At 41.2% G+C, this 12,850-nt stretch carries 10 protein-coding genes; 7 read left to right on the top strand and 3 right to left on the bottom strand.

Annotated features, from left to right (window positions below; translation table 11 throughout):
- The first annotated feature begins 45 nt into the window (after positions 1-45).
- Positions 46-1,395, top strand: a complete 1,350-nt coding sequence (locus tag V4596_10765) for a S8 family peptidase (GenBank protein ID MES2769614.1) — start codon at positions 46-48, stop codon at positions 1,393-1,395.
- A 14-nt stretch (positions 1,396-1,409) separates the two neighbouring features.
- Here V4596_10765 and V4596_10760 read toward each other — a convergent pair whose 3' ends face one another.
- Positions 1,410-1,865, bottom strand: a complete 456-nt coding sequence (locus V4596_10760) for a zinc ribbon domain-containing protein (GenBank protein MES2769613.1) — start codon at positions 1,863-1,865, stop codon at positions 1,410-1,412.
- 49 nt (positions 1,866-1,914) lie between these two features.
- Here V4596_10760 and lnt point away from each other — a divergent pair, with 49 nt between their 5' ends.
- Positions 1,915-3,528 (top strand): apolipoprotein N-acyltransferase, encoded by a 1,614-nt coding sequence (gene lnt / locus V4596_10755; GenBank protein ID MES2769612.1) that lies wholly within the window; start codon positions 1,915-1,917, stop codon positions 3,526-3,528.
- Positions 3,521-5,836, top strand: coding sequence for a Smr/MutS family protein (locus tag V4596_10750; GenBank protein MES2769611.1), 2,316 nt, complete (start codon positions 3,521-3,523; stop codon positions 5,834-5,836). Before lnt ends, V4596_10750 begins: the two co-directional genes overlap by 8 nt.
- A gap of 15 nt (positions 5,837-5,851) precedes the next feature.
- On the opposite strand, the gene V4596_10745 is transcribed toward V4596_10750, so the two are convergent.
- On the bottom strand, positions 5,852-6,712 hold the full coding sequence (locus V4596_10745) for a hypothetical protein (protein ID MES2769610.1): 861 nt from the start codon (positions 6,710-6,712) through the stop codon (positions 5,852-5,854).
- Positions 6,713-6,764: 52 nt separating this feature from the next.
- Here V4596_10745 and V4596_10740 point away from each other — a divergent pair, with 52 nt between their 5' ends.
- On the top strand, positions 6,765-7,193 hold the full coding sequence (locus tag V4596_10740) for a hypothetical protein (protein MES2769609.1): 429 nt from the start codon (positions 6,765-6,767) through the stop codon (positions 7,191-7,193).
- A gap of 11 nt (positions 7,194-7,204) precedes the next feature.
- Here V4596_10740 and V4596_10735 read toward each other — a convergent pair whose 3' ends face one another.
- Positions 7,205-8,089, bottom strand: coding sequence for a PBECR2 nuclease fold domain-containing protein (locus V4596_10735; GenBank protein ID MES2769608.1), 885 nt, complete (start codon positions 8,087-8,089; stop codon positions 7,205-7,207).
- A 77-nt stretch (positions 8,090-8,166) separates the two neighbouring features.
- On the opposite strand from V4596_10735, the gene V4596_10730 reads away from it, so the two are divergent.
- From V4596_10730 to V4596_10720, 3 genes are all read left to right on the top strand, one after another.
- Positions 8,167-8,538 (top strand): hypothetical protein, encoded by a 372-nt coding sequence (locus V4596_10730; protein MES2769607.1) that lies wholly within the window; start codon positions 8,167-8,169, stop codon positions 8,536-8,538.
- Positions 8,539-8,808: 270 nt separating this feature from the next.
- Positions 8,809-12,450 (top strand): hypothetical protein, encoded by a 3,642-nt coding sequence (locus V4596_10725; GenBank protein MES2769606.1) that lies wholly within the window; start codon positions 8,809-8,811, stop codon positions 12,448-12,450.
- A gap of 72 nt (positions 12,451-12,522) precedes the next feature.
- Complete coding sequence (locus V4596_10720; GenBank protein MES2769605.1) at positions 12,523-12,834, top strand: hypothetical protein; 312 nt, start codon at positions 12,523-12,525, stop codon at positions 12,832-12,834.
- Positions 12,835-12,850 lie beyond the last annotated feature (16 nt).

Here is a 12,850-nt window from a genome sequence, read left to right as displayed (position 1 = left end):
CTGTATCTGGGCGCTTTATTTATCCCAGATGGAGGCAACTAATATATGGCATTTCAACTCAAAGACAAAAAGGCATTCATCGTAAGATTAAGCGACAAGAAATATCGTCGAACTCAAGCTGCATGCTTAGGCTTAGCTTTAGTTATTGGATCATTCTGTGTTTGGAAAACCGTTGAAATGGGAATGCTCTATAACGAAGAGTCTTTAAGAATTCCATCCCTCAGTACACCAAAAGTTGTAAAACAAATTAAAAAAGAACAAAGCGTACTTTTAAATGACCCCGCAATTAAGAAAAATTGGGGACTACTTGGAACAGGTGGTTTATCAGACATCAACGTCGACAAAGCTTGGAATATCACTACAGGTTCAAGAAAAGTAGTGGTAGCAATCATCGATACAGGTATCGATATTAATCACCCTGATATCAAGAATAACCTTTGGGTTAACGAAGCAGAAAAAAATGGTAAGACTGGAATTGACGACGATCAGAATGGTTGTATTGACGATATCCATGGTTGTAATTTCATCACAGGAACTGGAAATCTTACTGATAACCACGGTCACGGGACACACATTGCTGGTATCGTAGGTGCCGAAGGCGGAAACGGAATCGGTATCAGCGGAGTTTCACCAAAAGTCAGCCTTATGATCTTAAAATATTATGATCCAAAAGCTCCAGGAACAGACAACCTAAAAAACACAATCAAATCTATTCACTACGCCGTAGACAAAAAAGTCGATATCATCAATTACTCTGGTGGCGGACTTGATTATTCTCAAACAGAATATGATGCAGTAAAAAGAGCTAACGATGCTGGAATTATCTTTGTGGCAGCAGCCGGCAATGAAAAGTCAAATTCAGATAAGGCTCACTACTACCCTGCAAACTACAATTTACCAAATATCATCTCTGTGACTGCAATCAATGCTGACGCCAATGTTTTACAAAGTAGCAATTATGGAATGAAGACTGTGCATATCGCGGCTCCAGGCGAAGGAATTTATTCTACACTCCCAGGAAGCAGATACGGGACAATGACAGGAACATCACAAGCAACCGCTTTCGTGAGCGGTGTGGCTGCATTACTTAAGGCCAACAATTCAGATATGGATTTCAAACAAATTAAGAATCAAATTTTAGCAACAGCAGACACAAGAGCTACCATGTTCACCAAAACTCAGACCTCAGGGATTTTAAATTCTTGGGCAGCTCTTGCAATCCATCCAGCAGTTCCGGTGAGTGGAATCGCAGCTCCAACTTCGAATCAAATTTTATCAAACACAACAGCCGTTGTGGACAACAACAACCGTAACCCAGCTCTCTCACAACAACTGAATCAGTTGAACCAACTTTTAAATACAATCGCAGATAAAAATGAAAAGACTCTTAACTGATTCAACTGATTGGATTAGGGTCTTCTCGACATGAACATTAAGGTCATAGCTATCACACCAATAACTATCAATGCTAAGATGGAAAGCGTGATCCATCTTGTGTTTTTGGGTGGTTCCTTTCTAAAAGGTGGAACATAAGTCAGTGTTGCGATCTGAATGATCTTATCGATCATTCTTTTGGCAGTTTCGTCTGCACCGTTCATATCGAGCATTTTGCGATATTGCTGAGAGGCGTACTGAAGATTCTTTTCTTTGAGGGCATCAGCAATAAAGGCCTCATGTTTGTCCTTGTTATCGTACTCAGTAAGAAGCTCGCGCCATTTCTCATCTAGCTTTTTAGAGCCATTCACCTGAGAATTTACCTTCATGTTCTTTTTTTCGTATTTTTCAAAGATCAGCAGACAGCGTTTACAAGATACGCTGCCCTTGGGATTTTCATAACCACATTCAGGACAAGAAAAGTGTTCCATAAGTATAAATTCCTATCTATAATGTTCGAATGTTTAAAGGAAAATATCAATGACTTTCTTCTCGAGACTGACATCATTTTTTACGCTTTCGAAACCGCTAAGGCTATGCATACTCTCGGGGATCATGTTTGGAACAAGTTATATTCCTTTTCCCCCTTGGGCCTTGTTCTTTTCCCTTTGTCCTCTTTGGACAGTCTTACTTAAAGAATCCAGCCTAAAGAAAATCTTCTTCTATAGCTGGCTCACCCCTTTTGTTTTTACGATCATTGGATTTCATTGGATTCCACACACAATTATGGAATTTGGCCACATGCCTGCCTTTGCTGGAGCGATTGGTCTTATTGCCTTTGCTTCTTTCACAAATCTGCATTTTCCTTTAGCAGCGGTGGTTTGGTATCGCCTCAATCAAAAACTTTCTTTCTCTCAAGGAAAATCCATTTTTGTTCTAGCCCTACTTACAGCTTTATTCGAAAAACTCAACCCTCAGATTTTTCCTTGGTACTTTGGATATTCTTGGTTCTACGGAGATTTTCCTGCTTATCAATTGGCAGACACAATTGGTGTTACTGGCCTCAGCTCTCTGACCTTGATTATCAATGGATGGATTTTGTATATTTATCTCAATATCAAAGATCGTCCGGTATTTAAAAAACAAGTGACTTATTTTGTTTTATTTTTTGCAATTATCAATGCAATCGGTCTCTACAAGCAACATGTTTGGGAAAAAACAGACACAGAAATCAAAGCCCTTATGGTTCAACCCAATATTGGAAATCAAGAAAAGCAATGGGAAATCTTTGGACCAGAGTTCAAAAGCAAAACTGTACAAAAGCATTTTGATTTAACTACTCCGGAGTTAGTCAACAAGCCTGATCTGATCATTTGGCCAGAAACTTCTATTCCAGAATTTATGGAGCCCAGATTCTACCGTGTAAAAGCTGTCAAATCTGTTTTGAATTATGTAAAATCAAACCAAATCAATTTGTTTACTGGCGCTTTCACGGAAGACAGCAAAACTCGAAGACAAAGCAATGCCATCTTCACCTTTGATACGACCGGAAAAAATACTGGCGTTTACCAAAAGCATATTCTCCTCGCTTTTGGTGAATATTTGCCCTTCTCTGATCACTTTCCATTTCTTTTAAAATTACTTCCAACCATAGCTGATTTTGAAAGAGGCGTAGGCCCTCATGTCCTTAGTATTACAAAACCCCAAACATCCGAAGAGGTTCAACTGGGTCCACAAATTTGTTACGAAGGATTACATCCTTGGTTTTCAAAAGGATTAGTTGATGATGGCGCGGATATTTTCGTGAATATTACAAACGACTCTTGGTTCGGACATACCTTTGAATCTTATCAGCATCTCTATATGACGCTGATGAGGTCCGTGGAATTTAGACGTCCCATGATTCGCGTGACCAACACCGGAATCTCCTCTGTGATTTTAGCCAGCGGAAAAGTTATAGAAATTTCTCCACAAAAACAAGAGTGGGCTAAAACCGTAGTGGTTCCTTATTTAAAGAATGCACCCAAGACAATCTATTCACGTTTTCTATATCTTGACTATTTCGCAGTAATACTTGCCCTCATCTATCTTCTAAAGCTATATAAATTGAAGCCATATAAATTAAAAAGGTGGAGCAAAAAAGAAAATGAGTAATAGCCTAGAGCACAACAAAAAAGACCAATTTAAAAATTTAGATTGGCATGATACTTTGGAGAAAATTAAAAATTACTCCACCAGCTCTACTGCAAAAGATTTAATTGCCAAGACCGCTCCTTTCAAAACCAAGGAAGAATCTCAAAAACAAGTGAATGAAATTTATCAAGCGAAAGCAGTTGTCTCCTTAGATTTTCGCCCAAGATTAGACTCTCTCGATCTTTTCTTTAGTTGGTTTGAACGTTTAAAAAGAAAAGCGGTACTTAAGACTTCTGAATTCCAAGAAGTAAGAAGGTTTTGCTTTGATATTTTTAATCTTCAGAAAACTCTATCGCAAACAACCAATGATTGGACGACCTCATCTCTTGCGCAATTGATGGACACTACGAAAATTCATTCTGCCATAGACCAAATAATTACCTTTGAAGGCGACATCCGAGTTGACGCCAGTGAAACACTTCATAATCTTTATAACGAAAAGAAAAATCTAGAAAGACAGATCAGAACAACGCTGGATAAATTCGTTAAGACTCACGAGATGGAAACACTTCTTCAAGACCGTTATGTGACAAATCGTGAGGGACGTTGGGTATTGCCTATCCGAAGTGGCAAACAGCGTCAGTTTGACGGGATCATTCATGATTCTTCTCAAACAAAACAAACTGTTTTCATGGAACCTAAAGAAATTATCGCGATCAATAATCGATTAAAAGAAGCCGAGAGTGAAATTGAAGCGGAAATTGAAAAACTTCTCACTCAACTCACCCACTTTGTCGCCGGATCATGCAATGAACTCTTAAGAGCTTACCACAAGATGCTTGAGTGTGATCAACGATTGGCTCAGGCACAATTTGCACTTAAAACAAATTCAAGTACTTTTGAATTTACAGACAATGAGTTTTTCTTAAAAGAAGTACGACATCCTTTGCTCTCATTTCAAAATATCAAAGAAGTCATTTCAAATAATGTAGAGTTTGATGATGGAAAGAAAGTTCTAATTCTCTCTGGTCCCAATGCTGGGGGAAAAACAGTATTATTGAAGGCTATCGGCCTCACTTGCCATATGGCAAGATGCGGACTTTTAGTTCCTGCAGCTGAAGAATCAAAAATTCCTTTTTTTAAAACTATCTTTGTCGCCATTGGTGACACACAGAGTGTGGATGAACACATGAGTACTTTCGCCGCTCATCTCAATACTCTGAGTAAGGCGCTCACAGCGAAAGGAAAAGATAATTTAATCTTAGTGGATGAAATTTGCGGGTCTACGGATCCCGAAGAAGGCGCTGCTATTGCTAAAAGTTTTATCGAGCATTATGCTGAAAACGATGTCTTTGGAGTTATCACAAGTCACTTGGGCCCACTAAAACAAATTTGGCCAAAAGAATCTCCAATCACCTGTGGAAGCATGGAATTTACAGATCATCCTACTTACAAACTCTTTATGGGAATTCACGGAAGATCCTTTGCTTTGAAAACAGCTAAAGCTGCGGGGGTTCCTGAGAGCATTATTCAAAAAGCTATGAGCTACTTGTCTACGGAAACCCGCGTGCGTGAAGAAAAACTCAACGAACTCGACCAATACAAAGAAAAAGTTGTCGAGCTTTCCAGAAAACTTGAACTTGAAACACGCATGATGGAAACGGAAAAGAACAAATACAAAGACGTTCTTAAAAAATTCGAGTCCGAAAAAAACCATCATATTTCTAAAGCTGTAGATCGTGCTGAGAAGAAAATCGAAAAAATCATCGAAGAATTTAGAGCTAATCCCAATGTTTCTAAGGTTAAAGCACAATTTCCAGAAATCGTAAAGTCTACAGGCTCGACTCCTTCGGTAACCTCAGTAGAAGAGTTCTCCAGACAGTTTCCGCCCGGAAGCACAGCCTATTTATCAAATTTAGGACAAGATGGAATCATCCAAGGACTTCCTAACTCTAAAGGTGAAGTGACTGTACTTTCTAAATCTATGAGACTACAAATTCATTGGAAAGATGTGAGAGCTGCAAATGCGCCGAATATCCAACATCCTGTACAGCAACAGAAAAAATCCAAAATCAAACTTCCTCAAGATGAAATCGAAATTGATATTCGTGGAATGTCTACAGATCAAGCCATTGAAGAACTAGAAAAATCTTTCGACAAAGCTCTTCAAGAGCAAGTGGACCGAGTAAAAATCATTCACGGCCACGGCACTGAGGCATTAAAAAAATCTGTAAGAAAATACTTATCAAGAAGTGTCTACATCCAAAAGTGGCAAGCCGGCAGCGAATCCTCCAACGACGACGGCTACACCTGGGCCGACCTCAGCTAAAAGGAGCACCTTTTTTTAGATTTTTACTTTTGCGACATTTGGTAATGGGCCATTGGCATCGGCAGGATCACACACCGGAGCTCTTCCAGCGAAGGGATTGATTTTTGATTTTTCAGATTTTAAGATGGATTGGATACAGGTTGATACTTTCATTTTCACACCCTGAAGTTCGAGAGTTTCTTCGTTTCTTGACCAGGTCCAAATCTGACTTCCTGTTTTTGGACGATAGAGTGAATAGCCTGAGATTTTACTTTCGATTGGCATCTTGATTTGATCAGGGAATACTTTTCCAGACCACTCAATTTCAGCACAGTATTCGTTGCCAAAACATTTAATGGCTTTTTTAAGAACCATCACAAGCTCCAGTTTCATTGGCATTTGACTTTCGAGCGTGACCCATTCCGTTTTGTAGGTCCAAGTGTCGCCGACTTTTACAATTTTATCTGGAAGTGGTAATGGCGATACAAAAAAAATCGTTCCGGGATTATGTTTCCCTGCTTGAATCACTCTTCCGCGAGAATCAAAAACAAAATGAATTGTTTCATCAAGCTCCGGATAAGCCATATCATGAAGACTTAATGATCCTTCTTTTTTTGTGGTCTTTGTATCAATCGCAACTGTAGAATTTTTTTTATCGATTTTAGAGATCTCTGTTGCTACATCAAATTCTACAATTTCGATTTTCTGATGAAGAAGTTTATCTGTGCTTACATTTTCAACGAGAGTTTGAGAGTGAATTGCATAATTGTCTTTGTGCCCAGGAATGCCTTCTAGGCTTAAGGAAATCGGACCGTTTGTCTCTTTTTGAGACAGTGAGCATGAAATTAATCCCAACCCACTGACAAATAAAATTAACATCTTTAAAATAAGCTTCATATTTAGGCTCTCTCTCATTTATAATTATCTTATGAAACACAGCTCCCTGGCAATGCTTAATATAGCGAGCAAAGCTCTAAGAACTAGCTTACTTGCATCTATTGCGATTTTATTATCGTTTGTGATCTCCTGTGGTAATGGAGCAAGCTCTTATTGCACACCAAACTTTATCCAAGGTGGTGTTGGCATGCGAGTGACTTTCTTGGTAGGCTCACTCAACGAATTCAACTTCCAAGTTTGCTACAATGATACTTTTCTCGGAAGCGAAGTTTCTATCTATGGCGTTCAAGTGGAATCAGACATTGCAACCCTAAATACAGCAACCGATGTACGACTTGCGCATTTAACCGATGGCCTAAGACCTGGCGATAGTTTTTCGGTGGTCTTCAATAGCAGCGACGCTTGGTTTGTAATTTACGAAGACGACAACCTAGGAAACCTTGATAATACCAACGAGGTACTTCGCGGCGAATTCAGATAAATACTAATTCCCTAATGCGATTCTTCCCGAGTATATGAAGCTGCATCTACCGATTCGCCCTGCTTGTATCTATCCACTAGATTTGGATCTTTTGTTGGGAATGAAAATAATAAGTATTGGCTTTCCGAAGCTTCATCTTCAGTGGTCACAACAATGTATTTTACATCTCCAGCATCTTCGATGGATTTAACAAAACTCACTAAAATACGACCTTCAGAATCAATTTTTCTCCAGATCTCATCGGGCTCTTCAATTGTTTCCTCGCGGTGCTTGATGTAGCTCGGAAATTCATTCTCAGGAATATCCGTTTGATTTCTCAGCTTTAACATCGCACCATAAAGACCAACCGCCAATTCATCACCTTCCGTCAAAGCATCCACGGCTTCTTCATCAGATTGAATCTCTTGATTATTACGATCATAAATTTTTTCACCACGTTGATATTTTTTTACAAGATTTAAATCTGTTGTCGCAAAATGCAAGAACACAAAACGCGGAATATTATCTACAAAGTATGTCAGCGTGATATAATAAAAACTAATGTCTTCTTCTTCAGCCTCAAAATATCCAACAAAAGTTCCTAAAGAAATTCCTTTAAGAGTTGTTGTCGACAACCAGACCTCATCGGGTTCTTGTAAAAGTTCAGAGAGATGCTGATCAATGTTTTCGATCTCATCCAAGTTGATGTCGGTTTCAGGACGCCACTCATGATATTCTTTTTCGAGAATTTCGATTTGCTCTCTGAAGTGCGCAACCACATCATTTTCGTCATTAAAAATCCAACCTCGACTTTCATCGATGATGATTGGAGTTCTTTGTCCTTGAGAGTCTCTTGATTTTTTAGATTTTTTCTTTTTACCGCTCACCTTACTATTCACTCGCGTCTGACTGCGCATGTCAAACACAATTGATTTTTGTTGCAAAGAGACTTAATGGCGCTTGAAATAAAGGTAGGGGAAATTAGTACATTCGGATGAAAACAGCACCAAAAACTTCAACAGGGGGGATGGCTTTGCAAGGACGCAATGTCATACAAATATCAGCAGATAAATTGAGCGAAATAGAGTATCTACTTTCGCAATCCATTCAGGGATTGCATCTTCTTTTTGACAATAAGATTATTGGCAAAATTTTGAAGACACCAACAGAGGACATCGACTTTTTTAACTTTGATAATGTTAAAAGAGTTCAAGGAATTTTGAGTGATTTTATCTCTCAAAAATCCATTGTCGAAAAGCAGAAGTTCTTAAAAAATCTAGATGAAGAGGCCTATGAACTTTTGGTTCGTACGTACTTCAACATCGTAGATAATGCGATTTTAGAATCTGCGAAGTTTAAACATTAGGCTTAAACTTTAAAAAGTAAATTCTAAATACTCATATTATTTTCCACTAAGATATTTATCTTTCGTGAGTGGCAGCCTATTCTTTTAATAATTAGCACTCATCTTCTTTAGTGCGTTTCAATATGAGACACTCCAAACGTCTCCCTGTCTTATTAGAATACAGATTATTATTCAGAGAAAATTCAGCAAGACTTATGTCCAGCGGTATAGACAGCCGATAAGTATATAATTTAAGCTGACAAAATCTTATTCTATTAAGAAAGTATTAATATGAAGAAAAATAAATTAATTACATTATTTTTAAATCAACGTGGGGTTGGTTTAGTGGGGGCACTTATCGCCGCCGCATTGGTCATAACAATAGCAATGACTGTTGCCTATGTTGTTAGCGATCAGAGTAGACTTTCAAAAAGAATCGAGATTGCAGGGAGCTGCCAAAATATTGCAAACTCTCTTGTGGAATATATCAAAAAAGATGAAACCTCTCTGTTTATTTCTTCATATGGTCCTGCTGGCGGCGTAGATTTTCCACAAGGCCTTGATCAAACTGACGATGGCATTGATAGATTTAGATTCACCTCTACGCCCATTCCTATATACACCGGAACAGGTACATTGAGTTTACCACCAACAGCAACTCAAATTCCTCCTCCATGGAAATATTTTAACTATCTCAACATTAAAAATTCTACGAATAGACTCATTGCCCTAGCGGCCAGCGGAAACTTCTGCTGCAATGGCCTGGACATGGGCCCCAACTGCGGTGAAAGATTCTACGACGATTCCACTCCCAGACCAGGATTTACAATCACAGATAGAAACGTAGAAATAGATCTTGCTGTAGATTTTGATGGTATCCCTTGTACAGCTCGAAGACTTGCCATGGCCGACCTCCCTAGCTCACAAGACACTACACGAGCAGAATTTAAAGTGCGTGTAACCATCCAACGAGGAACCGATCAAGAAAAATCTTGCACTGGAACAGGAACTGTCCAAAGAACAATGGATACAACTCCTGCATTGACTCTGATTCAATACCAAAATCTCTGTGGACCTGGAATTATATCCCCTGCGATTTGCGGAGCTCCTGCGCCTGTACAAATTGCGATAAGAACTTTCAAAAGCAATGCAGGAACTGCCTGCCAAACAAACTGCCAACAACAGATTAACTCTACAACATGTTCTGATGCCACCGGGGCCGGACCGGATTTATTTGATTCATTCAATAATGCTGCGTGTGCTGCTTGTCTAGAGTCAGAACCAGGAACTGCTTTCCTATGTAGAATTGGAGAAAAAACTTGGTTTGATGATCCTACCAATGCGAACGTATGGGAACCTTGCGAAAATGCAACTGTGAAAGACTCTGATGGCACTACGGCAGGAAATGTTTCAATATCGTATCAGCCCCTTGTCTCTGGCAATGGCAATACACAAAGAACAGCAAATGCAATTCTGACTCTCTCAGGCCTTCGCTCTATGAAAGGTTATGTTGTCGATGTAAGAACTGTTGATACATCTGGAAATGTTGGACCTTCTTTTTGTAATCCAGCCAATGGATCTCCAAGTTGCTCTTCTGCTTCACCGGCCCACTTCTCCATCATTGATTCAGTTCCTGTCATGGGCCCTATATCTGACAATACAAATCACGTTGCAAATGCGGGAAATGCTGTGGGAAGCTTTGCACCAAGTCTAACTGGAACATCTGCACCAAAATATACGGACGCTATGGTTGCATTTGCAGGAGGCAAATTTCAATGTCAAGGTGGAGCGCCAGTATTCATAGGAAGTGTTGTTTATACTCCACCGTTACCACCAGGCCCCTCTTCAATCTCACATAATTGCAGCGGCTTATTAACAAGTCCCAGTGGTGCTACAACAATAATACCAAGTGCCGCTCCGGGTGTAATTCCCGGCTGTAACTGTGTAGGAGTAGATTGTACCGCAAGACTTCCTGCCGTGGCTTCGGAAGGTGGTTATACACTTTCTCTCTCTGCTGAAAATAATTGTGGAACACTTCAGGCGATACCTGTGCAAAGTTGGTGCTTGGATTCCACAGCTACCGTTGGTGCAACTTACTCACCGGCAGAAAATTTTTCGACACCGATTCCAAGTTTTGCATCGGTCATTACCGCGGCTACTGCACCTGCCAAAGCTTGTGGGGTTTCTACATTATGTCCTAATTTGGATGCAACTTTTACTCCTACACTAGGAACAGTATGTGGTACAGGCGGATGGAATAGCATGACCAACTCTGGTTGCACCCAAGATCCTTCCGGTAATTTTTGCGCCATTGTCGTAGATCCTTGTGGTAGATATCAACAGAACACGACTCCTCCGATGAGATACTCGACACCTCTAACCAGCGTTCCTCATACATTCCCCCCCGCGGCCAATCATTGCTTCCGTTACGGCGGAACACAAAGAGGCGGAAATGTTTGCGAAGCAGGATCTTATTGTTCAAGAACAGGAAAGTGTTTCAACACTTGCGCCAAAGAAGGTACCGCCTGCACAACTGCAGTTGACTGCGAAGATCCAAGTTACGGCGTAACTTCTGCAGAAGCTGGAGGCCCTACTTGCACAGGGAATATTTGTACATGTCCTACGAATAACAGCTCTCCTGCCGCAAACGATTGCTCTCCGGTTTATTGTCCAGCTCTTAACTCCTGCACTTCAGGAATTGGCAGCCCACAAGGGCCGACAAGTTGCACACCATGTTCAAACTGGAACGTCGGTGCATGGGGTGCTTGCGTTGGTGCAGTGAGAACTCGAACTGTAAATTGTCCAACATCTTGCTGTATTGGACCAATGCCTGCGAGTACAACGCCATGTACTGACTGCCAAACACCTTGGGGAACTGAGATTCCAAATGGAACTAGCGTTACAGCTTATCAGACAAGTTCCGTAGCCTGCGCGAGCACTTGCATTTCAGAAAACCGAACTTGCACCAATGGGGTTTTAAGCGGTTCATTCACAAATCAAAACTGCTCTGTTGGCGCATGTACTGCCGGTTGCTGGAGCTGCTTCGGATCAAACGCCGAGTGCTCTCCGGGGCCATCTAGCGGCTGCGGTTACAATGGTTATACTACGGCACATGGAGTTCCTAACTTAATCGGAACTGCATGTACAAATGTTGGAGACCAACAGTATTTCCAAAGGCTTCTACCGATTGGAGTAGTATGCACCCAAGGAAACATCGAATGCATTACATGCGGAGGAACAAACGGAGCTTGCGGCAGTGATCATGGAACCTCTGGCCCTACAGCGCCTACCTCATTGTGTAATGCAGGAACAGCTTCTGCTGTGTCAGGCTCTGGCCCTTGGACATGGTCATGTGCAGGAACTGGAAGCGGCACCAGCGCTGATTGTAGTAAATCTTATTCTATCCCTGTCATCAACGGCGTTTGCGGAACTGCCGATGGGACTGCCGTTGCATCGGCCCCAACCACAAATCTTTGTTCGAGTGGGACAGCCTCTGCAGTGACTGGCGCTGGCCCATGGAGTTGGAGCTGTGAGGGCTCAGGGGGAGGCGGAGATGCTGGCTGTTCTGCTAGCGTAGGAGCAATGGTGAATGGTGCATGCGGAACAGCGAATGGAACTACGGTTGCTTCAGCCCCAACCACAAATCTTTGTTCAAGTGGGACAGCTTCTGCTGTGACGGGGTCAGGCCCATGGAATTGGAACTGCAATGGCTCTGGAGGCGGCAGCAACGCAGGTTGCAGCGCATCTCCTCCTGTTGTAATGGGAGTCTGGTGCTTCGCAGGACTTGAAGACTATGGCTGCGGTATACCTGGGCCAATCCTTACTGGCACACCGTGTACCCCTGTTGGAGACACAGCTTCACAGCCTGTAGCTCCTTGTCCATCAGATAAATCTAGAACTTATGAGTGCCGAGTAGGACCAACCTGCTTCTAAATCAAAAGTGCCTTACTGGTTTTTACGATTCGGACACTAAATACTAAAGTAAAATAATCCGAAAAGAGGAGTATGAGAATACTCCTCTTTTTATTCATCACGATAATGTCTTTTATATTCGTGAATTCAGCATTCGCCGAATACCGTGTTTTTGAATTGGTAATTCAAAATCAAGAAACCAAAAGCGAACGCATCGTGATCAGCTCTTTAGATCCACTCCAATACCCAGGATACTACGACCTTGGCCAAGGAGAAATCGTTATGTACCGTGATACTTGGATGTGCTGGGGCGACTCCAGTTATCATAAAAAGTACTGCGAAAAACCTTCCCGTCAATCAACACCCAGCCAAAGCCCAGCTCAGCGCAAAATCGCATCTCCATAAGAGACAAACTCATGCT

The sequence above is a fragment of the Bdellovibrionota bacterium genome (assembly GCA_040386775.1).
GTDB lineage: Bacteria > Bdellovibrionota > Bdellovibrionia > Bdellovibrionales > JAEYZS01 > JAEYZS01.
Note: the sequence above shows the minus strand (reverse complement) of the source record. Positions and strands in the feature narration are given on the sequence as shown.

Bases quoted from the DNA above. Each gene is read 5' to 3' on its own strand.
- V4596_10765 (MES2769614.1), top strand. From the start codon at position 46: ATGGCATTTCAACTCAAAGACAAAAAGGCATTCATCGTAAGATTAAGC.
- V4596_10760 (MES2769613.1), bottom strand. From the start codon at position 1,865: ATGGAACACTTTTCTTGTCCTGAATGTGGTTATGAAAATCCCAAGGGC.
- lnt (MES2769612.1), top strand. From the start codon at position 1,915: ATGACTTTCTTCTCGAGACTGACATCATTTTTTACGCTTTCGAAACCG.
- V4596_10750 (MES2769611.1), top strand. From the start codon at position 3,521: ATGAGTAATAGCCTAGAGCACAACAAAAAAGACCAATTTAAAAATTTA.
- V4596_10745 (MES2769610.1), bottom strand. From the start codon at position 6,712: ATGAAGCTTATTTTAAAGATGTTAATTTTATTTGTCAGTGGGTTGGGA.
- V4596_10740 (MES2769609.1), top strand. From the start codon at position 6,765: ATGCTTAATATAGCGAGCAAAGCTCTAAGAACTAGCTTACTTGCATCT.
- V4596_10735 (MES2769608.1), bottom strand. From the start codon at position 8,089: ATGCGCAGTCAGACGCGAGTGAATAGTAAGGTGAGCGGTAAAAAGAAA.
- V4596_10730 (MES2769607.1), top strand. From the start codon at position 8,167: ATGAAAACAGCACCAAAAACTTCAACAGGGGGGATGGCTTTGCAAGGA.
- V4596_10725 (MES2769606.1), top strand. From the start codon at position 8,809: ATGAAGAAAAATAAATTAATTACATTATTTTTAAATCAACGTGGGGTT.
- V4596_10720 (MES2769605.1), top strand. From the start codon at position 12,523: ATGAGAATACTCCTCTTTTTATTCATCACGATAATGTCTTTTATATTC.